Genomic DNA, 21,941 nt, shown 5'->3' on the forward strand with positions numbered 1-21,941 from the left:
ATCTGTGGATCATGAAAACCATCGGCCTCATCGGCGGCATGAGCTGGGAATCCACGGCTCACTACTACGCCATCCTCAACCGCGAGACGGCCGCCCGGCTCGGCGGCCTCCACTCTGCCCCCGTCATCGTCCACTCGGTCGATTTCGCCCCCATCGAGGCAATGCAGCGGGCCGGCAACTGGGACGGTGCCGGTGAGATCCTCGCCGGCATCGGGAAATCGCTTGAAGCGCAGGGCGCCGGCGTCATCGGCCTCGCCACCAACACCATGCACATCTGCGCCCCGCAGATCGTTGCGGCGCTCGGCGTGCCCTTCGTCCACATCTCGGCGCCCACCGCCGACGCGCTGATTGCCGATGGCATAGGCAAAGTCGGGCTGCTCGGCACCCGCTTCACCATGGAAAAGCGCTTCTACATCGAAGGACTGGAGGCACGCGGGCTCGAGGTGCTGGCGCCCGATGTCGGCATCACCAATCTCAACGGCATCATCTACGAGGAGCTCTGCCTCGGCATCGTCCGCGACGAGTCGCGCCGCACCTATGTCGACGCCATCACCCGCCTGCAGGGCCGCGGCGCCGAAGCGGTGATCCTCGGCTGCACCGAGATCTGCATGCTGATCGACGACAGCGTCAGCCCGCTCCCGACCTATGACACGACGGATTTGCACGCCAAGGCTTTGGTGGCTGCGGCTTTGGGCTGAGACCGGGCACCACAGCGCCACAACCTCGATCGTCATCCCGGCGAAAGCCGGGACCCCAATGCGCGGGCCGATCAGCGCACGCTAGCAGTGCCGATCCTTCAGCGAAAGACCGGCACGATCTCCGTCAGACCCACCAACTGAGCGGCGGGTCCCGGCTTTCGCCGGGATGACGGCCGGTGGGCGGGATAGGTCACACCGACCCGGACTCGGATCAAGCCGCCCGCCGCATCCCGCCGGTCTGCTCCACCACCTGGAACACCTCGACGATCCGATCCAGCTCGCTGGCCTGCGCCTCGGTCTGTTCGATCGCCGCGTTGGTCTCCTCGACCAGCGCTGCGTTGTGCTGGGTCATCTCATCCATCGTCCGCACTGCGGTGTTCACCTCTTCGATCGCCGAGGCCTGCTCGTGGCTGTCGCGCGCGATCTTCTCCATCAGCTGATTGGACGAGCGCGCCGCTACGAGGATCGCCCCGAGCTTTTCCGCCGCCTCGGCCACCAGGCGCGAGCCGGCCTTCACTTCGCTGCCCGATTGCTCGATCAGCGCCTTCACCTCGCTCGAGGCTCCCGCCGCCGATTGCGCCAGCCGCCGCACTTCCACCGCAACCACGGCAAAGCCCTTGCCGGCATCCCCCGCCCGTGCCGCTTCCACCGACGCGTTCAACGCCAACAGGTTGGTCTGGAACGCGATATCGTCGATCATGCCGATGATGTTGCTGATCTTGCCCGACGAGGTGGTGATCCGCTCCATCGCCGCGTTGGCATCCTGCATCACCACGCCGCCCTGCTCTGCCGCCAGCGTCACCCGCCCCGCCGCCTGGCTCGCCTCTTGCGCGTTCTGGGAATTGGCGCCCACCGTCGCCGCCAGCTGCTCCATCGCCGCCGACGTCTCCTCGATGGTCGCCGCCTGCCGGGTCGTGCGCTCGCTCAGATCATTGGCCCCCGACAGGATCTCGCCCGTCGCCGTCTTCAGCGACCGCGACGTGCCCTTCAACTGCCCGACGATCTCGGTGAGCCGCTCGGCCACCGCATTGGTATCGTCCTTCAGCCGCGCGAAAGCCCCGCCATACTCGCCGTTCACCCGCTGCGTCAGGTCGGTCTGAGCCAGTGCCGACAGCACCTCGCCGGTCTCGCCCAACCCGCGATCCACCGTCTCGACCAGCTGGTTGACGCTGCCAGCCAGCGTGTTGAGCTCCGCATCCGGGAACTCGGCCGCCACGCGCCTGGTGAAATCGCCGTCGATCGCCGCATCGACCACATCGCCGAACGCCTGCTGCAGCTCGGCCATCATCTTCACCCGCGCCTCCTGGTCGCGGACGATGCGCACCGCCTCGGCTTCGGTCATCTGGCTGACCTTCAGCGCATTCTCCTTGAAGATCTCCACCGCCTTGGCCATGGCGCCCAGCTCGTCGCCACGCCCCACGCCCGCGACCTCAGTGTCGAGCTTGCCTTCGGCCAGCCGCTCCATGGTCTGGGTCAGCCGGGTGATCGGCCGGGTGATTGTCCGCGCGAACACGAAGCCCGCCGCCGCGACCAGCAGTAGCAGCCCCGCCGCCACCTCCAGCATCATGTTCCGCATCTCGGCGATCGGCGCGAACACCTCGTTCTCGTCCATCGCCGCCGCCAGTGCCCAGTCGAGCCCCGGCGCCTCGACCGGCGCCGCCGCGACGAGGAACGTGCCGCCGCGATAACCCTTGAGCTCGCCCGACGACGCGGTGCCGCTGAGGGCCGCAGTAATGGCTGGACTGTCGATTGTCGCCGTCAAAACGTCGCTCTCCGCCGTGAAGGCAGAATCGGACCGCACGAACCCGTCCGCCCCGACGATCAGCGTCTCTCCGCTGGTCCCGAGCCCGGTGCGGTTGTCAATGACTGGGGCAAGCCGGCTGGCCGGCAGCTGAAAGGCCACCGCGCCGATCTTGCGGCCCTGCGCGTTGAACACCGGCTTGGCGAAGAACGCCATCGCCTCGGCCGCGCCGGGATAGCTGGCGAAATCTGCGAATGCCGTCTCCGTCGGCGACTCGATTTCCAGCGCCTTGCGGGCGGCATCGCCGAGGCCCGTCTTGGCATAGGGCCCGTCGACGAAACTCGTCGCGAAATCGTCCTGCTTGGCGGTCGAATAGACCAGCAGCCCCTTGGTATCGAACAGATAAAGGTCACCATAGCCGGCCGCGAGGATCTGCTCGCGGAAATGCGGCTGCACCTTGGTGTGCGGGGTTGCGTAGGTCAGCGTCGTCTGGGGCGTGTCGAGCAGCAGCCGCTTGTCGGCCGTGTTCGGATTGTCGGCCACATAGACCTTCTTCAGCGCACCCGCCGGATCAGGATCCTTGATCTGCAGCCACGCGCCGGCGAAATCCCTCAACGCCTGGATCGTCGCATCGGCGCTCGCCGTGGCGACCAGGTCGGCCTCGACCGACTTCATGTAGGCGCCAAGCTGGTTGGCGCGCTCGAAAGCCAGCGTCGAGAGGTTCTGTCGCGCCTGCGTGCCCAGCGCGCTCGAGCCGATCAGATAGCTCGCCGAGCCAACCCCGGCGCCCACCAACAAAGCCGAGGCCAGCAGCACCAGCGGCAGCTTCCGCGAGATCGTGAATGCCTTCATCTTTTCCCCGAGGTCTTCTGTCCTGACCGCCAGGCGGCCCGCGCCTTCTGCTGCGCGAGCCATACCTTAGGGATCCGAATTTAAGGGCGCGTTAAACATGCAACGGCCGGCTTCAGGCCGCCCGCCGCATCCCTGCACTCGCGTCCGCCACGTTGAACACCTCGACGATCCGATCGAGCTCCGACGCCTGCGCTTCGGTCTGTTCGATCGCCGCATTCGTCTGCTCGACCAGCGCCGCGTTGTGCTGGGTCATCTCATCCATCGTCCTGACGGCGGTGTTCACCTCTTCGATCGCCGAGGCCTGTTCGTGGCTGTCGCGCGCGATCTTTTCCATCAGTTGGTTCGACGAGCGCGCCGCCCCGAGGATGGCCTCGAGCTTGTCCGCTGCCTCGGCCACCAGCCGCGACCCGGTGCTGACCTCGGTCCCCGATTGCTCGATCAGCGCCTTCACTTCGGACGAGGCGCCGGCGGCCGACTGGGCCAGCCGCCGCACCTCCACCGCCACTACGGCAAAGCCCTTGCCGGCGTCGCCGGCCCGCGCCGCTTCGACGGAAGCGTTCAGGGCCAAGAGGTTCGTCTGGAACGCGATGTCGTCGATCATCCCGATAATGTTGGAAATCTTGCCCGACGACGAGGTGATCCGCTCCATCGCCGCGTTCGCCTGCTGCATCACGCCGCCGCCCTGCTCGGCCGCCAGCGTCACCCGCCCCGCCGCCTCGCTCGCCTGCTGGGCGTTCTGCGCATTGGCAGTGACAGTCGACGCCAGCTGCTCCATCGCCGCCGACGTCTCCTCGATCGTCGCCGCCTGCTTGGTGGTGCGCTCGCTGAGGTCGTTGGCGCCCGAGAGAATCTCGCCTGTCGCCGTCTTCAGCCCGCGCGACGTTCCCTTCAGCTGCCCGACGATCTCGGTCAGCCGTTCGGCCACCGCGTTGGTGTCGTTCTTCAGACGAGCGAAGGCGCCGCCGTACTGCCCGTTGACCCGATGTGTCAGGTCGGTCTGTGCCAGCGCCGACAGCACTTCGCCGGTCTCGCTCAACCCACGATCGACCGTCTCCACCAGCTGATTGACGCTCGCGGCCAATGCGTTGAGCTCGGCATCGGGGAACTCCGCGGCGACCCGCCTCGAGAAATCGCCGTCGATCGCAGCATCCACCACGTCGCCGAACGCACCCTGGAGCTCCGCCATCATCTGCACCCGCGCCTCCTGGTCGCGGACGATGCGCACCGCCTCGGCCTCAGTCATCTCGGCGACCTTCATGCCATTCTGGCGGAACACCTCAACAGCGCGAGCGAGCGTACCCACTTCGTCGACACGCGCCGCCTCCGGCACCGTGACCGAGTAGTTGCCCTCCGCCATGGTCTTGACCGTCCGGCCCATTGCGCCGAGCGGCCCGCCGACCAGCATGCGGAGCAGCAGGAACAGGATCGTGCAGGCGACGATGACGCAGAGCGCCGACAGCACGAGAATGGTGTTGCGCCCTTCGGTCGCCGCCGCTTCCAGCGTCGCAATCGGCACGCTGGCGATCACCACCCAGCGGTCATCCGTGCCACCGACACTGAACGGCACCGCCGTCTGGCGCAGCGCTACGCCATCGGCGCCAGTGCTGTCCGCATCCTTGACCGCATTGTCTGCCAGTGCGCTGGCAAAGATCACGCTGACCGGGTCCGCCGGATCGAGAGTCTTGCCGATCATCGTCGCGTCCGGATGCGCAACAACGATGCCCGTCGCCGAGACGATGATGATGTGACCGGTGCCGAACGGCTTGATATCGGTCATGCGCGTGTTGATGTCGCCCAGCGCCAGGTCGACGCCGCCAGTGCCCACATACTTGCCGCCCGACGTGATCGGCCCGCCGAACGACATGATCAGCATGTCCTTGCCGGCGACCGTGTAGCTGTAGGGCTCGATGGCGACGACGCGGTTCAGCTCCTTGGGCTTCAGGTAGTAGTCGCCGGCGCCCGGCTGGTCGTAGCCGGTCAGCGCCTCGAGGACGATCTGCCCCGACCCGCGGTTCCAGTAAGGGATGTAGCGCCCGGTCGCGTCGTGCCCCGGCTTGCCGACCGCCGCCGCATCGTTGCCGTCGAGCGCATTGGGCTCCCAGCCCGACCACGCACCGAGCAGGTTCGTGTTGTTCTCGAGGAACTGGCGGATGGTCGCATCGTAGACCGCGCGGTCCACGACCCCGGCCGCATGCATCCCTTCGAGCGCCGTGATGATCCCCTCGGCCGCCCGTTCGCCGCGCATCAGCTCGGCCTTCACCTCGCCGGCAATGCCGGTAGTCGTCTGGGCCTGCAGCTGGCGGGTCTGCGTTTCGATCGTGCCGCCGACTTGCAGCACCAGCACGGTCATGCCGATGGCGAAGACCGCCGCAAGCGCGGCGCCCCCCATCAGAGCCACTTTGAGGGACAAGGAACGAATGCGCATGCGGAACGGCTCCTGCCGAGTAATGCTTCTACTGCATTGAACGCGGTGCGCCGTTAAGGAACGGTCAAGCACGATGGCATCTGCTGCAAAAATAGGCAGAAGAACTCGGCCCACAAAGCACGACCCCGGCCACCTGCGTGGTCGGGGTCATCATGGATCAACGAGGGCGCCGCTCCGCGACCGGCATTGTACCGATCAGAATTCGGCCCAGTCCTTGGCGATCGCGGCGTTACCATTGCTGAGATAGCTCTTGGCCGCCGCCTTCACCTTGTGCTGCAGGGCCTTGACCGAGCGACCGCGCGGCATCTCCACCGGCGCCATGGCGCCGCCGACATCGTCGATCGAGAACACGTCGACGATCCTGTCGAGCTCGTTGGCCTGGCCCTCGGTCTGCTCGATCGCCGCATTGGTCTGTTCCACCAGCGCCGCGTTCTGCTGCGTCATCTCGTCGAGCGCCCGCACCGCCGAGCTCACCTCGTCGATGGCGCCAGCCTGCTCGCGGCTCGCCGTGGCGATGCCCTCGATCAGGGCCGAGCTTTCGCGTGCCGTCTCCAGCATCGCAACCAGCTTCTGCGCCGCCTCCGCCACCAGCTTCGAGCCACCGGCGACTTCGGCGCCCGACTGCTCGATCAGCGCCTTCACTTCGCTTGAGGCACTCGCCGCCGATTGCGCCAGCCGCCGTACTTCCACCGCCACCACGGCGAACCCCTTGCCGGCGTCACCGGCCCGCGCCGCTTCCACCGATGCGTTCAGCGCCAACAGGTTGGTCTGGAATGCGATGTCGTCGATCATGCCGATGATGTTGGAGATCTTGCCCGACGAGGTGGTGATTCGCTCCATCGCCGCCGTCGCCTTCTCCATCACCGCGCCGCCCTCGGTCGCCGTCCTGCTGACATCCTGCGCCTTGTTCGAGGCATCGGCCGCGCGCTTGGCATTCTCGGTGACGGTGGAGGCCAGTTGCTCCATCGAGGCCGACGTCTCCTCGATCGTCGCCGCCTGCTTGGTGGTGCGCTCGCTGAGATCGTTCGCCCCCGAGAGGATCTCCCCGGTCGCCGTCTTCAGCGCTCGCGACGTCGTCTGCAGCGAGGTAATGATCTCCGTGATCCGCTCCAGCGAGGCGTTGAACGCCTGCCGCAGCCCCTCATATTGCCCGGTGAACTGGGTATCCACCCATCCGCCCAGATCGCCCTCGGCCATCCGCGCCAACGAGGTCTTGAGCAACTCGATGATCGCCTCGGACCGCTTTCGCTCGGTGATGTCGGAGGCGAACTTCACCACCTTCATCGGCTTGCCCGCCGCATCGAATACCGGGTTGTACGAGGCCATGATCCAGACCTCCCTGCCGTCCTTGCCCAGCCGCTTGAACTCCGACGAGATGAACTCGCCGCCGCGCAGCCGCGCCCAGAACTGATCGTACTCGGCGCTCGCGCCGTAGCCCGGATCGACGAACATCCGGTGGTGCCGCCCCTGGATTTCCTCGAGCCGGTAGCCCAGCGCACCAAGGAAATTCTCGTTGGCGGTGATGACGGTGCCATCGAGCTTGAATTCGATTACCGCCTGCGCCCGGCCGATCGCCGCCACCTGCCCGGCCATGTCGGCCGCGCGGTTCTTCTGCTCGGTGATGTCGGCGGCGAACTTGATCACCCGGACCGGCTTGCCTGCCTTGTCGAGGATGGGGTTGTAAGTGGCCTGCAGCCAGATCTCCCTGCCGCCCTTGCCGAAGCGGCGATACTCGCCCGACTGGAACTGCCCGGCGCCCAGCGCCCGCCAGAACTCGGCATACTCCGCCGTCTGGGAGAACGCCGGATCGACGAACATCCGGTGATGCTTGCCCCGCACTTCTTCCAGCGAATAGCCCACCGCGCCGAGGAAGTTGCTGTTCGCCGTAACGATGGTGCCATCGAGCATGAACTCGATCACCGCCTGGCTTCGCATGATCGCATCGACCTTGCTGCGGTCGTCCGAATGCGAACCGCCGGAAAATCCGGCAAAAATTGATTGACCCATGACTTTCTGCCCCCAAAAACCGCTTCTGCGATCGATGCGATTTCAACCGTAATCCGCTTGAAGAACCTCCAAGCCGGTGGTGCGCATTAACCCGCGGTACACCATGAGGTTTACCTATCGGGGGAGGGAGAGCAGCTATTGCTCAGATACGGGCCAGTGCGTACTTTGGCGACCCGTTGGATGATATTCCGCCGCTCAAACGAAAAAGAGCGCCGGAAGGCGCTCTTTCACCAGCTATCGAGGCTCATTGGCCACTAGAACTCGTCCCAGTCCGCCTTGATCGCTGCGTTGCCCTGGGTGAGGTAGGCGCGCCGCGCTGTCGCCCGGGGTACCGGCGCCGCCACGCTCGCTTCGCTCACCGTGAAGACGTCGACGATGCGGTCGAGTTCGCCCGCCTGCGATTCTGTCTGCTCGATAGCCGCATTGGTCTGCTCGACCAGCGCGGCGTTGTGCTGCGTCATCTCATCCAGCGTCCGCACGGCAACGTTCACCTCCTCGATCGAGGAGGCCTGGGCCCGGCTTTCGCCGGCAATGCCCTGCAGCAGCTCGTAGTTGGTGCGCGCGCCCTCCAGCATCACCCCAAGCTTGGCCGCCGCCTCCGCCACCAGCTTCGAACCGCGGGCGACTTCCGTCCCCGATTGTTCGATCAGCACCTTTACCTCGCTCGAGGCACTGGCGGCAGATTGCGCCAGCCGCCGCACTTCCACTGCGACGACGGCAAAGCCCTTGCCCGCATCACCCGCCCGCGCCGCTTCCACTGAGGCATTGAGAGCCAACAGGTTCGTCTGGAACGCGATGTCGTCGATCAGCCCGATAATGTTGGAGATCTTCGCCGACGATTGCGTGATCCGCTCCATCGCCGCAGTCGCCTCGCGCATTACCTCGCCGCCCTGCTCTGCGGTACGCGACACATCGGCGGCGTTGCTGCTCGCCGATTCCGCGCGCTTGGCATTCTCCAGCACCGTCACCGCCAGCTGCTCCATCGCCGCCGAGGTCTCCTCGATGGTCGCCGCCTGCTTGGTGGTGCGTTCACTGAGGTCGTTGGCGCCCGACAGGATTTCGCCCGTCGCCACTTTCAGGGAGCGCGAGGTCGAGCGCAGGTTCGTCACCACCTCGGTCAGCCGGTCGCCCACCGCATTGGTGTCGTCCATCAGCTTCTTCAGCGATCCCGAATAACTGCCTTCCATGCGCCGCGTCAGGTCCGCCTGCGCCAGCGCTCCAAGCACCTGCCCGGTCTCGCCGATCGAAGCATCTACCGTTTCGATCAGCTGGTTCACGCTGTACGCCAGCGTCCGCAGGTCCTCATCGGCAAACTCGTCACTCACCCGGCGGCTGAAGTCGCCGTCGAGGGCTGCGCCGACAGCATCGCCGATCTCCCGGTTCAGTGCCGCCGCCGCATCGGCCCGCGCCACCGTCACCTTGGCCGTCGCAGCCGCCTCGCCTGCCAGCAGGTCGCGATTGCGCAGAGCTTCGCGGAAGATTCCGAGCACCTTGCCGAGCCCGTTCACCTCGGCAACCCTATGGCTCGCGTCCACCGTCACCTCGAGGTCGCCCTCGGAAAGGCGGCGGAAGCCGTCGGTCATGTTCGCCAGCGGCTTGGCGACGAAGCGCTGCGCCAGCAGCATCGTGGCAAGTGCCAGCCCGAGGATCAGCACCAGGCCGCCCCAGGTGGCGACGTCCGAGAACAGCGCATTGCGCTCCGCGGCGCGCAACTGCGCGATATTGGCCGCCTCGATCGCATCCGAGATTGCCGACATCTGGCCTTCCAAGGTCTCGAAGCTCCCATCGAACGCCGCGAGATCGGCCGTGGCGCCGGCTACGTCGAGCTTGTTGACCTTGCCGACCAGTGCGGTGGCCGCGTTGATGTACGCATCGAGCGGCGCCTTCACCTCATCGAGCGCGTTCTTGATGCTCTCGGGCAGATCCAGTGCGTTCTGCGAGTCGATCGCCTGTCGGAACGAAGCGCCATAGCTCATCACCTCGCTGTAAGCGTCCCTGGCCATTTCAACGTCGCCGCTAACGCCGGCATAGAGCCCGCGGAACACGATGCCGCGCATGCTGTCATGCAGCATGTCCGCGGTCATGTGCGCCCGCATCGACGTCATCATCGTCTCGGAGGTCTTCCCCGATTGCTTGAATTCGGAGGAGACGTAGAAGCTCGCTCCGGCCACCACGACACCGATCAGCATCAGCGTAGCCGACAGGCCGAACACCAGGGTCCTGAGCCGGACCCCGTTTGCCGGCTTTGTCGGCGCGCCGTATTCCGGCGCCGTCGTCTCCGCGCCGGCAGTATCCTTGTTCTTCATTCTGAAGTTCCGTCGGCCGACGCCCCCGCCTTCTGGCGGCCCGGAAAACGCACGCGGCCGGCGCGCGTCCCGTCGTTAACGAAAGGTGCGCTCTAGCGGTTAATGCGTAGTTGAAATCCCCGGCGGGGGCTAAAATTCTGCCCAGTCGTCGGTCTTGATCGCGGTGTTGCCGCGGCTGAGATAGGTCTTCGCCGCCGCCTTCACGCGCTGCTCCAGCGCCTTGACGCCGCGGGCCGGCTGCAGTTCCACCACTGGTGCCACCGCCTCGGCCTGGGCGTCCACGGTGAACACCGCAACGATCCGGTCGAGCTCGCTGGCCTGCGCCTCGGTCTGCTCGATCGCGGCGTTCGTTTCTTCGACAAGCGCCGCGTTGTGCTGGGTCATCTCGTCCATCTGGCGGACCGCGGTATTGACCTCCTCGATCGCCGAAGCCTGCTCGCGGCTGTCCTGTGCGATGCCCTCGAGCAGTTCGCGATTGCCGCGCACCGCCACCAGCATCTGCTCGAGCTTGGCCGCTGCCTCGGCCACGAGCCGCGAGCCGCCCTGCACTTCATTGGCCGATTGCTCGATCAGCGCCTTCACCTCGCTCGAGGCACTGGCCGCCGATTGCGCCAGCCGGCGCACTTCCACCGCCACGACCGCGAAGCCCTTGCCCGCATCACCGGCCCGCGCCGCTTCCACCGAAGCGTTGAGCGCCAGGAGGTTGGTCTGGAACGCGATGTCGTCGATCAGCCCGATGATGTTCGAAATCTTCGCCGAGCTCTCGGTGATCCGCCCCATCGCCGCATTGGCGCTGAGCATCACCGCCCCGCCGGCTTCCGCCGTCGTCGTCACCTGCCCGGCATTCTCCGACGCTCCGGCCGCCCGCTGCGCATTGGCCAGCACCGTCGTCGCCAACTGCTCCATAGCCGCCGAGGTCTCCTCGATCGTCGCCGCCTGCTTGGTGGTGCGCTCGCTGAGGTCGTTGGCGCCTGACAGGATCTCGCCGGTCGCGGTCTTCAGGTCGAACGAGGTCTTTTTCAGCTGCGTCACGATATCGGTCAGCTTCTCCGCCACCGTGTTGGTGTTGTGCTTCAGCCGCGCGAACTCGCCTTCGTAATTGCCGTCCATGCGCCGGGTCAGGTCGGCGTCGGCCAGCGCTTCGAGCACGTCACCCGCCTCGTTGAGACCGCTCGCCACGGTGTCCATCAGCCCATTGAAGTTCTTGGCGATGCGTTCGATGTCGGCATCGGCGAAGTGCGCGTCGATGCGGTGCTTCAGGTCGCCCTTCAGCGTCGCCGCCACCACCCCGTCGAACGCGTTCTGGAAGCTCATCATCATCGCGGCGCGCTCGGCCGCCTTCTCATGCCGCGTCCGCTCGTCCTCGTTCAATTCGGCAACGCGGATGCCGTTCTCCTTGAACACCTGCACCGCGGCCGCCATCTGGCCGATCTCGTTCTTCTCGCCGGCATAGGGCACGTCTACGCTGAGGTCACCGCCGGCCAGCCGTGCCATCGTCTCGGTAACCCGCGTCAGCGGCCGCGACACATAGCGCGTGCCGACATAGATCGCTGCGCCCACACCGGCGAGTAGCCCGAGGATCGTTGCGCCAGCCACCACCGGCAGGATCAGCGCCTCGAAGCTGCCGATATCGGCTTTGATCGCGTCGAACTGCGCCTGGTCATTCTCCACCACGGCGTCAATCTCGCCCTGGTAGGCCTTGCGGTTGGCGCGGTTGGCGTCGTTGTTGCCCTGCGCGTTGGCCTGCGCCGGATCGATCGTCGCAAGGCGCGCGGTTTCGGCACGGAACTGGCGGAACTCCGCCGTGCGGGCCACCACCTGGTCGAACGCCGCCCGGTCGGCCGCCGGCACCAGCGGCTGCCACTCGGCGAGGTGCGCGTCGATCTTGTCGAGCGACTTCAGCAGCCCCTCGGCGAACGGCGCCGCCTTCTCGACGTTGGGCGATGCATAGATGCCGCGCGCGTCCATCACCACGGCCGTCACCAGCCGATTGAGATGCTCGCCGTTGAACGCCCGCTGCGACGCCGCCTCGAGCTGCTGCGTGCGCTCGGTGAACGACGTCGTCACGAACAGGGCGAGCCCGCCGATGACTGAAACAACCAGGCCCATGACGGCGACGATAAGGAAAAGGCGGGTCCGGATCTTCATTCTGCTGCGCTCGCTCTGATTCTGGAGTGGACGACGACGGGGCACGACTGAGCGCGTTCGGAATCGCTTCCGCTGAACGGCTTAGGACTGGTGATCAATTGGGCGCGGCTCCACTATTAGCCGTGGCTGTCCTGGCCCCGGCGCGGTTAGTCTTGCTGCATTCCCGATGCCGACAATTACGCAGTTTGCCTTAAGGGTTGGTGAATAGATTCCGAACGCGCATTTAGGACAGGGGAAGTCATATTTGGAGGGCGCCCCCTCCTCGGAGGTGTCGTCGCGGCCGCCCGCAAAGCAAAACGGGCGCCCCTGGGGACGCCCGTTTGAATTCGGTATCTGCCGTCCGCTCAGTGCGCGGTGCTGGTCCCGACCGAGGCGTCGAGCAGGAGGTTCCGCCAGCCATCGATTTCCGCCTGCAGCCGCATCTCGTCTTCGGCGGTGGTCGCGGCCTGCTGGGCGGTTAGCCCGGCGGCGATCAGCCCTTCGATCTTGGCGCGGTCGAATTCGGCAATGTCCTGCGCCTCTTCGGCGAGAATGGTCAGCCCTTCCGGCGAGACGTCCGCGAAGCCGCCGCGCACGTAGTAGACGTGGCTGATCCCGTCATTGCGGACCACCGTCACGAAGCCCGGCTTCAGCGTCGTCATCAGCGGCGCGTGGTCGCCCAGCACGGTGAAATAGCCGTCGGCGCCCGGCACGGTCACCGACTTCACGGTCTCCGAGAGCAGCAGCCGCTCGGGCGAGACGATTTCGAGTTTGGTGCCTTCGGCCATGGTCCTGCCTTTGCGATGATCAGGGTCCGCCCGAAGGCGAACCCGAGTACGTCAGTGAAGCTTAGGCTGCGGCAGCCAGCTTCTGGGCCTTCTTGACCGCGTCCTCGATGGTGCCGACCATGTAGAAGGCGGCTTCCGGGAGGTGGTCGTACTGGCCATCGACGAGGCCCTTGAAGCCCTTGATGGTGTCTTCGAGCGCCACGAAGATGCCCGGCGTACCGGTGAACGCCTCGGCCACGAAGAACGGCTGGCTCATGAAGCGCTCGATCTTGCGGGCGCGCGCCACGGTCAGCTTGTCCTCTTCGGAAAGCTCGTCCATGCCCAGGATCGCGATGATGTCCTGCAGCGACTTGTAGCGCTGGAGGATTTCCTGCACGCGGCGGGCGACGTTGTAGTGCTCCTCGCCGACGATGTTGGCCGAGAGCATGCGCGAGTTGGAGTCGAGCGGATCCACGGCCGGGTAGATGCCCTTTTCGGAGATCGCGCGGTTCAGCACGGTCTGCGCGTCAAGGTGCGCGAACGAGGTCGCCGGCGCCGGGTCGGTCAAGTCGTCGGCCGGCACGTAAATCGCCTGCACCGAAGTGATCGAGCCCTTGTTGGTCGTGGTGATGCGTTCCTGCAGCGCGCCCATGTCGGTGGCGAGCGTCGGCTGATAACCCACGGCGGAAGGAATACGGCCGAGCAGAGCCGACATTTCCGAGCCTGCCTGGGTGAAGCGGAAGATGTTGTCGATGAAGAACAGCACGTCCTGGCCCTGGTCGCGGAAGTGCTCGGCGACGGTCAGGCCCGAAAGCGCGACGCGGGCACGGGCGCCCGGCGGCTCGTTCATCTGGCCGAACACCAGGGCGCACTTCGAACCGGCGGTCGAGCCGTTGTTCTCGTGCGGGTCCTTGTTCACGCCGGACTCGATCATTTCGTGGTAGAGGTCGTTGCCCTCGCGGGTACGCTCACCCACGCCGGCGAACACCGAATAACCACCGTGCGCCTTGGCGACGTTGTTGATCAGTTCCTGGATCAGCACAGTCTTGCCCACGCCGGCGCCGCCGAACAGGCCGATCTTGCCGCCGCGTGCGTACGGGGCCAGGAGGTCCACCACCTTGATGCCGGTGACGAGGATCTGCGCTTCCGAAGCCTGCTCGACGAAGCTCGGCGCTTCCTGGTGGATGGCGCGACGGGCCTTGGTGACCACCGGGCCGGCTTCGTCCACCGGTTCGCCGATGACGTTCATGATGCGGCCCAGCGTCTCGTCGCCCACCGGCACCGAGATCGGCTCGCCGGTATCGGCCACGGGCGCGCCGCGAACCAGACCTTCGGTCGTATCCATCGCGATGGTGCGCACGGCGTTTTCGCCGAGGTGCTGCGCAACTTCGAGCACCAGCCGGCTGCCGTTATTGTCGACTTCCAGCGCGTTCAGGATCGCCGGCAGGTGACCCTCGAAGGTCACGTCCACCACGGCGCCGATCACCTGCGAGACTTTGCCCACCGGCTTGCCGGAGGTCGAGACCACGGTGGTCGAAGCGGCCTTGCGGGCCGGGGCTTTCTTGGCGGCGGGAGCCTTGTCGGTCGCCGGGGCTTTTGCTGCAGTCGCTGCGCGGGCCATGATTTACCTCGTTCCTGCTAGAGCGCTTCCGCGCCCGAAATGATTTCGATGAGTTCTTTGGTGATCTGGGCCTGGCGCTGCCGGTTGTAGACCAGTGTCAGCCGCTTGATCATGTCGCCGGCATTGCGCGTCGCGTTGTCCATGGCGCTCATCTGCGCCCCAAAGAACGATGCGTTGTTTTCGAGCAGCGCCCGGAAGATCTGCACCGAGATGTTGCGCGGCAGCAGGTCCTCGAGGATCGCTTCCTCGTCCGGCTCGTACTCGTAGCTCAGCGTCTCGGCGGCACCCTCGGCCGGAGCCTCGAACTTCGCCGGGATCAGCTGGTGCGCAGTCGGGATCTGCGCGATCACCGACTTGAAGCGCGCGTAGAACAGCGTCGCCACGTCGAACTCGCCCGCCGCATACATGGCGAGGACCTTCTCGCCGACCGTCGCAGCGTTGGCATAGCCGAGCGTCCGCACTTCGCGGAACGAGACCGCCTCGACGATCTTGTCGCCGAGCGTCCGCTTCAGGATGTCGTTGCCCTTGCGGCCGACGGTGAGGATCTTCACCGCCTTGCCTTCACCGAGCAGCTTCTGCGCCGTTTCACGCGCCAGGCGCGCAATCGACGAGTTGAAACCACCGGCCAGACCACGCTCGCCCGTCGCCACGACCAGCAGGTGCACCTGGTCCTTGCCGGTCCCGGCGAGCAGCGCCGGAGCGTCCTCGCGGCCGGCATAGGCTGCGCCGAGCGCCGCCAGCACGTTCCCCATGCGCTCGGCATAGGGACGCGCCGCCTCGGCGGCTTCCTGTGCGCGCCGAAGCTTCGCCGCTGCCACCATCTGCATGGCCTTGGTGATCTTCTGGGTCGACTTGACCGAGGCGATCCGGTTCTTGAGGTCCTTTAGCGAAGCCATCGGGCCACTTTACTCCCCATGCGCGACCGGAACGGTCGCGCGCCAGTATTGGCCTTAGGCCTGGAACGTCTTCTTGAAGCCGTCGATCGCCGACTTGAGCTTGGCGCGGAGGTCATCCGACAGCGCCTTCTCCTTGGCGATCGCCGTCAGCACGTCGGCATGCTTCGAACGGAGCGCACCGAGGAGGCCCGCTTCGAACGCACCGACCGCCGAGACCGGCAGGTCGTCCAGGTAGCCCTGGCCACCGGCAAAGATCACCGCGACTTCTTCTTCCGGCTTCAGCGGCGAGAACTGCGGCTGCTTCAGCAGTTCCGTCAGGCGGGCACCGCGGTTCAGCAGGCGCTGCGTGGCAGCGTCGAGATCGGAACCGAACTGCGCGAACGCGGCCATTTCGCGATACTGGCTGAGCTCACCCTTGAGCGAGCCGGCAACCTGCTTCATCGCCTTGATCTGGGCGTTACCACCCACACGCGACACCGAGATACCGACGTTCACCGCCGGGCGGATGCCCTGGAAGAACAGGTTCGTCTCGAGGAAGATCTGGCCGTCGGTGATCGAAATCACGTTGGTCGGAATGTAGGCCGACACGTCGTTCGCCTGGGTTTCGATAACCGGCAGCGCGGTGAGCGAACCCGAGCCATGCTCTTCGTTGAGCTTGGCGGCGCGCTCGAGCAGGCGCGAGTGCAGGTAGAACACGTCGCCCGGATAGGCTTCGCGGCCCGGCGGACGGCGCAGCAGCAGTGACATCTGGCGGTAGGCGACGGCCTGCTTGGTCAGATCGTCATAGGCGATCACAGCGTGCATGCCGTTGTCGCGGAAATATTCGCCGATGGCGGCGCCGGTCATCGGCGCGAGGAACTGCATCGGGGCCGGATCGGAAGCGGTCGCCGCGATGACGATCGAGTATTCCAGCGCGCCGGCATCTTCCAGCACCTTGACGAACTGCGCCACGGTCGAGCGCTTCTGACCGACGGCGACGTAGATGCAGTACAGCTTCTCGCTCTCGGGAGCGTTGGAAGCGTGCGCCGGCTTCTGGTTCAGGAAGGTGTCGAGAATAACGGCGGTCTTGCCGGTCTGGCGGTCGCCAATGATCAGCTCGCGCTGGCCACGGCCGATCGGGATCAGCGCGTCGATGGCCTTGAGGCCGGTCGACATCGGCTCATGCACGGACTTCCGCGGCAGGATGCCCGGGGCCTTCACGTCAACGCGGCGGCGTTCCTTGGCCTTCAGCGGCCCCTTGCCGTCGATCGGGTTGCCGAGCGCGTCGACCACGCGGCCGAGCAGCTCCTTGCCCACCGGGGTGTCAACGATGGCGCCGGTACGCTTTGCGACGTCGCCTTCCTTGATGCCGCGGTCATTGCCGAACAGCACGACGCCGACATTGTCGGTTTCGAGGTTCAGCGCCATGCCCTTGATGCCGCCCGGGAACTCGACGAGCTCACCGGCCTGCACGTTGTCGAGGCCATAGACACGGGCGATACCGTCGCCAACCGACAGAACCTGACCAACTTCGGAAACTTCCGCTTCCTGGCCGAAATTCTGAATCTGCTCCTTGAGGATCGCAGAGATTTCCGCGGCTTTGATATCCATTATCCGACCTCTTTCATCGCGATCTTCATCGCCGTGAGCTTGGTTTTGAGTGAGCTGTCGATCATCTGGCTACCGACCTTGACCACGAGGCCACCGATCAGGCTGGGATCGACATGTTGGTTGAGCGTGACGGACTTGCCGATCTTCGCCTTGAGCGTATCGGCCAGCGTCTTGATCTGCGCAGCGCTGAGCGCCGTCGCCGAAGTCACATCTGCAGTCACTTCGCCGCGCGCATCAGCAGCGCGCTCGCGGAAAGCCTTGATGATCTCGGGCAGCGCAAACAGCCGGCCGTTGCGGGCCACGACCTTGACGAAATTGCCCACCGTGCTGTGCGCCTTGGCGCGCTCCAGCACAGCGTGGATCGCCTGCGCCTTTTCCTCGGTATTGATCACCGGCGAGCGGAGGAACCTGGAAAAATCAGGGCTTTCCTCGGCCAGTGCCAGCAGGTTCACCAGCCCTTGCTCAACCGCTGCGACGGAACCGTCGGCTGCGGCGAGATCGTAGAGCGCCGACGCATACGGCCGCGCGATCTGGGTAAGCACTGAATTCTGCGCTGCCAATGCCCCGACACCCTCGTGCTGCGCAACCCGGACCCGGCCAGTAGAGGCGCCGGAGGCTGCTGTCGCTTATGATTGTTCGCCAGGGAAAAGCGGATAGCCCCCCGGATTTCGCGCCCCCTCTAACATGCGATCTTGGGCATCGCAAGGCACCGGGACACGAGTCTTTCGGGGAGTTTTGTCGCAGGGGAAAAGCACGAGCGCCGGCCGCTGCGATTGCGGTCGGCGTGCGCCTTGTCCGAGGGCTCGTCGCTTTGGGCTAGTTAGGCTTGAAAGCGGCGCTCAACTGGTTGAACGCATAGGGTGCGAACAGCGACGCTCCGGCGAGGAAGAAACCACTCAATCCCTGCAGCATCGTGCCGACCTCGGCGGGCGCGGTGAAGGCCTTGAACAGCACGACGTTCCCCAACGCCCAGATGAAGCAGGCCAGAACCACAGCCCCAACCATGCCCGAAACGCGGCTGTAGCTCGTCTCGCCACTCGGCCCGGGCGTCGATTGCTTCTCCTTCTTTTCCTCAGTCTGCAGCTGGCCACCGGCATCGGTTGGCACGGTCTGCTTCGTCATGCTGGTCTGGACGACCGCCACCGGCCCCTTTTCGCTCAGTGCCGCCTGGATATCGATGCCGACCAGGCACGTCCGCAGCAGTTGGATGATTGCGATGTTGAATACGATGATTGCGCCCCACATCACGAAAGGCGCGCTTCCGCTCAGCCAGTCCATGCCGATATCCCCCAATCACTTCCGGATCGCCCGATCCGGGACGATGACTAGGAAGCCGGTCGGAACGGCAACACAATCAGGGCTTCACCTGATCAGTAGAAGCCGCAACGGGATGGCCTAGAGAAAGCTCTGCGGATCGATATCCACCTGCACCCTGAGGTTCCCCGTCGTCTTGGGCCCCTGCTCCAGCCAGAACCGCACGTAGCCCGAGAGGTCGAAATCCTTGCCCGATTGCACCAGCAGCCGCACCCGATGCCGGCCGCGGATCATCGAGATCGGCGCATCGGCCGGCCCGAACAGCTTCAGCCCCTCGGCCAGCGGCGCCACGCTGAGCAGTTGCTTGGCATAGGCGAAAGCCGGGTCGTGCTCGTTGGCCGAAACGATCAATGCCGCCAGCCGCCCGAACGGCGGCAACCCGCCCGCCTCGCGCGCCAGCAGCTCGTGCTTGTAGAACGCTTCGCGGTCACCCCTGACCATCGCCTTCATCACAGGATGATCCGGATGATAGGTCTGGAGGAACGCCTTCCCCGCCCGGTTGGCCCGCCCCGCCCGCCCCGTCACCTGCGTCAAAATCTGGAACGTCCGCTCCGCCGCCCGCGGATCACCGCGATCGAGCCCAAGATCGGCGTCGAGCACGCCCACCAGTGTCAGCTTCTCGAAATGGTGCCCCTTGGCCACCAGCTGCGTGCCCACCACCAGGTCGTACTCGCCGCGCTCGATCTCGGCGAACCGCTCCTTGAGCTGCGCGTTCGAGCCCATGTCGGACGAGAGGATCACCATCCGCGCGCCCGGAAAGCGTTCCGCCGCTTCCTCGGCCACCCGCTCGATCCCCGGCCCGATCGGCGTTAGCGAATCGACCGCCCCGCAGGCACCGCAGCTCTTCGGCACCCGCTGCTCGTGTCCGCAATGATGGCACATCAAGACGCCGCGGAACCGATGCTCGACCAGCCAGGCCGAGCAATCCGGGCACTGGTACTGATGCCCGCACGCCTTGCACAGCGTCAGCGGCGCGTAGCCCCGCCGATTGAGGAACAGCAGCGCCTGCTCGCCCCGGTCGAGCGTCGCGAACACTTCGCGTGCCAGCTGCGGCGCGATCCACTGCCCCTTCTCCGGCGGGTCCTCGCGCATATCGATCGGTACGATGTCCGGCAGCACCGCCTCGGCGAAACGCGAGGTCAGCAGCACATGCTTGTAGCGCCCCAGATTGGCATTGTTCCGGCTCTCCACCGACGGCGTTGCCGAACTGAGGATCACCCGCGCATCGGCCAGCCGCGCCCGCACCACCGCCATGTCGCGGGCGTGGTAGTTCACCCCGTCATATTGCTTGAACGCCCCGTCATGCTCCTCGTCGAGCACCACCAGCCCGAGTTCGCGGAACGGCAGAAACAGCGCCGAGCGCGCCCCCAGCACCACCCGCACGTCGCCGCTGAGCACGCTGCGCCATGTCCGCGCCCGCTGCGCCGGCGTCATGTCCGAGTGCCACTCGGCCGGCCGCGTGCCGAACCGCTTGGTGAAGCGCTCGACGAACGTGTTGGTCAGCGCAATCTCGGGCAACAGCACCAGCGCCTGCCGCCCCGCCCTAAGTGTATCGGCCACCGCCTCGAAGAACACTTCGGTCTTGCCGCCGCCGGTCACCCCATCGAGCAGCGCCACCCCGAACTCGCCGGCATCGATCTCACGGATCTGCTTGAGCGCCGCCGCCTGCTCCTCGCTGAGCACCGGCGGATCGGCATCCGGATCGGGCGGCAGTGCGATCGGCGGAGGCGGCATCTCGATCCGCTCCAGCGCCCCGGCCTTCTCCAGCCCCTCGACCACCGAAGCCGAAACGCCCGCCGCCCCGGTAATCGCCACCTTGGCCCAGGCCTGCCCGTCCATCAGCAGGTCGAGCACCTTCTCGCGCGATTTGGTCAGCATGTCCGGCTCCACCCCGGTCAGCCGGAACGCCGTGATCTGCCGCTCCGGCTCCAGCGCCTCGGTCGAGCGCAGCACGCTCCGTAGCACCAGCCCCGGTGCCGCCAGCGTATATTTCGACACCCAGTCGACCGTCTTCAGCAGCTCTTCCGAAAGCGGCGGCGTGTCGTAGACCTGCGCGATGTCCTTCAGCCGGTTGTGCGCATAATTGTCCTTGGGCGCCCCCCAGACCACCCCCAGCGTCAACCGCCCGACCAGCGGCACCGCCACGATCGAGCCGCGCTGCACCTCCATCCCATACGGCACGCGATAGCTGTACGGTCCGTCGACCGACACGCTCACCATCACCGCCACGATGTCGGGGGACTTTTCCATCTGTGCCTGCTTTGTTCACGGCTGAGATGGGAATTGCAAGACCATTCCCCAACTCTTTGGCTCCTGCCGCGTTCTGTCAGCAGTCTCGGTTCATACGATACGTGCCCAACCACATGAGGAGCGTCCCATGCCCAGCACGATTCCCGAAGGCTACACCACCGTCACGCCGTGGATCATTTCTGCCGACACCCCGCAACTGATCGATTTCCTTGTCGCCGCCTTCGATGGCACCGAACTGGCGCGAGTGCCGAACGAGGATGGCAGCATCGGCCACGCCGAGATTCGCATCGGCGACGCGGTGGTGATGGCCTTCGACGCCCCCGCCGGCATCGACCCGATGCCCGCTTTCATCCGCCTCTTCGTCGACGATGCGCGGAAGGGCTTTGCCAAGGCCCTCGAAGCCGGCGCCACCGAGGTCACGAAGCCGACGCTTCTGGCCTTCGGCGACCGCGTCGCCCGCGTCCGCGACCCCCTCGGCAACATCTGGTGGCTGCAGCAGCGCGTCGAAGAGGTCTCGGAGACAGAGATGCAGGAGCGCTGGAGCGACCCGCGCTGGTCCGAGCCGATGAACTACGTCCAGCACTCGTTGGTCGAAGCGCTGAAGCATTGAGGTGTGCGGGACCTACCGGTCCCGCACCTTCTCGCCCAGCCCACCGGCGTCACCCCGCCTCAGATCACCAAAATCGGCGATCCCGACGGCGCCCGCTCATAGAGGTCAATCACGTCCTGGTTGAGCAGCCGCACACATCCCGACGACACCGCCTTGCCGATCGAGGTCGCATCCGGGTTGCCGTGCAGCCGATAGATCGTGTCCTTGCCGCCTTGGAAGATATACAGCGCCCGCGCCCCGAGCGGGTTCTCGAACCCCGGCGCCATGCCGTGCCGATACTGCTCGAGCTCCGGCTGCCGCGCGATCATCTCGGATGGCGGCGTCCAGGTCGGCCATTCGCGCTTGTAGCCGACATAGGCGCGCCCCGACCACGCAAAGCCGTCGCGACCGATACCGACGCCATAGCGCATCGCCTTGCCCCCCTCAAGCACCAGGTAGAGGAAGCGCGTCGAGGTATCGACGACGATGGTGCCCGGCCGTTCGCCGGTCGGATCGTCCACCACCTGCCGCCAGTATTGCGGATCGACCAGGTCGATCCGCGCCGCCGGGATGGGGAAGCGCTCGTTCGGCAGCGCCGCATAGGTTGCCAGCACGTCGGCTGGAACCTGCGTGGTTTCGGCTTCGAGCCGCGGGCTGCCGGAGGTGGCATAGCCAGCCAGAGCAAGAGCCGCAAAGCTCGCCGCCCCGGCGAGCAGCGCCCGGCGGCCGATAATCAGTTCAGTCATGGCAAAATCTCG

The 21,941-nt window shown here is 65.9% G+C and carries 15 protein-coding genes; 2 read left to right on the forward strand and 13 right to left on the reverse strand.

Annotated elements, in window-relative coordinates:
• The first annotated feature begins 11 nt into the window (after positions 1-11).
• Entirely contained in the window at positions 12-698 is a 687-nt protein-coding gene (locus tag AC1DYL_RS09110; protein WP_477172896.1) for an aspartate/glutamate racemase family protein, read from the forward strand.
• 211 nt (positions 699-909) lie between these two features.
• On the opposite strand, the gene AC1DYL_RS09115 is transcribed toward AC1DYL_RS09110, so the two are convergent.
• From AC1DYL_RS09115 to AC1DYL_RS09170, 12 genes are all read right to left on the reverse strand, one after another.
• The gene (locus AC1DYL_RS09115; RefSeq protein ID WP_477172897.1) at positions 910-3,291 is read right to left on the reverse strand and encodes a methyl-accepting chemotaxis protein; all 2,382 of its coding nucleotides are present in this window, start codon (positions 3,289-3,291) and stop codon (positions 910-912) included.
• Positions 3,292-3,403: 112 nt separating this feature from the next.
• The gene (locus AC1DYL_RS09120) at positions 3,404-5,716 is read right to left on the reverse strand and encodes a methyl-accepting chemotaxis protein (RefSeq protein ID WP_477172898.1); all 2,313 of its coding nucleotides are present in this window, start codon (positions 5,714-5,716) and stop codon (positions 3,404-3,406) included.
• Positions 5,717-5,911: 195 nt separating this feature from the next.
• Positions 5,912-7,723: a methyl-accepting chemotaxis protein gene (locus AC1DYL_RS09125; protein ID WP_477172899.1), complete on the reverse strand. Its 1,812-nt coding sequence runs from the start codon at positions 7,721-7,723 to the stop codon at positions 5,912-5,914.
• Between the two features lie 254 nt (positions 7,724-7,977).
• Positions 7,978-10,029 carry a methyl-accepting chemotaxis protein gene (locus AC1DYL_RS09130; protein WP_477172900.1) on the reverse strand — a complete coding sequence of 684 codons (2,052 nt, stop codon included), beginning with the start codon at positions 10,027-10,029 and terminating at the stop codon, positions 7,978-7,980.
• Between the two features lie 129 nt (positions 10,030-10,158).
• Positions 10,159-12,177 (reverse strand): methyl-accepting chemotaxis protein, encoded by a 2,019-nt coding sequence (locus AC1DYL_RS09135; RefSeq protein WP_477148194.1) that lies wholly within the window; start codon positions 12,175-12,177, stop codon positions 10,159-10,161.
• A gap of 344 nt (positions 12,178-12,521) precedes the next feature.
• Positions 12,522-12,944, reverse strand: a complete 423-nt coding sequence (locus tag AC1DYL_RS09140; RefSeq protein WP_477148195.1) for a F0F1 ATP synthase subunit epsilon — start codon at positions 12,942-12,944, stop codon at positions 12,522-12,524.
• Between the two features lie 61 nt (positions 12,945-13,005).
• Positions 13,006-14,544: a F0F1 ATP synthase subunit beta gene (atpD, locus tag AC1DYL_RS09145; RefSeq protein WP_477148196.1), complete on the reverse strand. Its 1,539-nt coding sequence runs from the start codon at positions 14,542-14,544 to the stop codon at positions 13,006-13,008.
• Between the two features lie 17 nt (positions 14,545-14,561).
• The gene (locus tag AC1DYL_RS09150; RefSeq protein WP_477172901.1) at positions 14,562-15,440 is read right to left on the reverse strand and encodes a F0F1 ATP synthase subunit gamma; all 879 of its coding nucleotides are present in this window, start codon (positions 15,438-15,440) and stop codon (positions 14,562-14,564) included.
• 54 nt (positions 15,441-15,494) lie between these two features.
• Entirely contained in the window at positions 15,495-17,030 is a 1,536-nt protein-coding gene (atpA, locus tag AC1DYL_RS09155) for a F0F1 ATP synthase subunit alpha (protein ID WP_477148198.1), read from the reverse strand.
• A complete protein-coding gene (locus AC1DYL_RS09160) occupies positions 17,030-17,590 on the reverse strand; it encodes a F0F1 ATP synthase subunit delta (RefSeq protein ID WP_477148199.1) in 561 nt (186 codons plus the stop codon). The genes atpA and AC1DYL_RS09160 overlap by 1 nt, the downstream gene beginning before the upstream one ends.
• A gap of 256 nt (positions 17,591-17,846) precedes the next feature.
• Complete coding sequence (locus tag AC1DYL_RS09165) at positions 17,847-18,308, reverse strand: hypothetical protein (RefSeq protein ID WP_477148200.1); 462 nt, start codon at positions 18,306-18,308, stop codon at positions 17,847-17,849.
• 117 nt (positions 18,309-18,425) lie between these two features.
• The gene (locus tag AC1DYL_RS09170; RefSeq protein ID WP_477172902.1) at positions 18,426-20,594 is read right to left on the reverse strand and encodes a primosomal protein N'; all 2,169 of its coding nucleotides are present in this window, start codon (positions 20,592-20,594) and stop codon (positions 18,426-18,428) included.
• 127 nt (positions 20,595-20,721) lie between these two features.
• Between AC1DYL_RS09170 and AC1DYL_RS09175 the strand changes: the two genes are divergently transcribed.
• Positions 20,722-21,204 (forward strand): VOC family protein, encoded by a 483-nt coding sequence (locus tag AC1DYL_RS09175; RefSeq protein ID WP_477148202.1) that lies wholly within the window; start codon positions 20,722-20,724, stop codon positions 21,202-21,204.
• Positions 21,205-21,263: 59 nt separating this feature from the next.
• On the opposite strand, the gene AC1DYL_RS09180 is transcribed toward AC1DYL_RS09175, so the two are convergent.
• A complete protein-coding gene (locus AC1DYL_RS09180; protein ID WP_477172903.1) occupies positions 21,264-21,929 on the reverse strand; it encodes a L,D-transpeptidase in 666 nt (221 codons plus the stop codon).
• Positions 21,930-21,941: the final 12 nt, after the last annotated feature.

Source organism: Devosia sp. P1_H9, from assembly GCF_056405135.1.

Bases quoted from the DNA above. Each gene is read 5' to 3' on its own strand.
- AC1DYL_RS09110 (WP_477172896.1), top strand. From the start codon at position 12: ATGAAAACCATCGGCCTCATCGGCGGCATGAGCTGGGAATCCACGGCT.
- AC1DYL_RS09115 (WP_477172897.1), bottom strand. From the start codon at position 3,291: ATGAAGGCATTCACGATCTCGCGGAAGCTGCCGCTGGTGCTGCTGGCC.
- AC1DYL_RS09120 (WP_477172898.1), bottom strand. From the start codon at position 5,716: ATGCGCATTCGTTCCTTGTCCCTCAAAGTGGCTCTGATGGGGGGCGCC.
- AC1DYL_RS09125 (WP_477172899.1), bottom strand. From the start codon at position 7,723: ATGGGTCAATCAATTTTTGCCGGATTTTCCGGCGGTTCGCATTCGGAC.
- AC1DYL_RS09130 (WP_477172900.1), bottom strand. From the start codon at position 10,029: ATGAAGAACAAGGATACTGCCGGCGCGGAGACGACGGCGCCGGAATAC.
- AC1DYL_RS09135 (WP_477148194.1), bottom strand. From the start codon at position 12,177: ATGAAGATCCGGACCCGCCTTTTCCTTATCGTCGCCGTCATGGGCCTG.
- AC1DYL_RS09140 (WP_477148195.1), bottom strand. From the start codon at position 12,944: ATGGCCGAAGGCACCAAACTCGAAATCGTCTCGCCCGAGCGGCTGCTG.
- atpD (WP_477148196.1), bottom strand. From the start codon at position 14,544: ATGGCCCGCGCAGCGACTGCAGCAAAAGCCCCGGCGACCGACAAGGCT.
- AC1DYL_RS09150 (WP_477172901.1), bottom strand. From the start codon at position 15,440: ATGGCTTCGCTAAAGGACCTCAAGAACCGGATCGCCTCGGTCAAGTCG.
- atpA (WP_477148198.1), bottom strand. From the start codon at position 17,030: ATGGATATCAAAGCCGCGGAAATCTCTGCGATCCTCAAGGAGCAGATT.
- AC1DYL_RS09165 (WP_477148200.1), bottom strand. From the start codon at position 18,308: ATGGACTGGCTGAGCGGAAGCGCGCCTTTCGTGATGTGGGGCGCAATC.
- AC1DYL_RS09170 (WP_477172902.1), bottom strand. From the start codon at position 20,594: ATGGAAAAGTCCCCCGACATCGTGGCGGTGATGGTGAGCGTGTCGGTC.
- AC1DYL_RS09175 (WP_477148202.1), top strand. From the start codon at position 20,722: ATGCCCAGCACGATTCCCGAAGGCTACACCACCGTCACGCCGTGGATC.
- AC1DYL_RS09180 (WP_477172903.1), bottom strand. From the start codon at position 21,929: ATGACTGAACTGATTATCGGCCGCCGGGCGCTGCTCGCCGGGGCGGCG.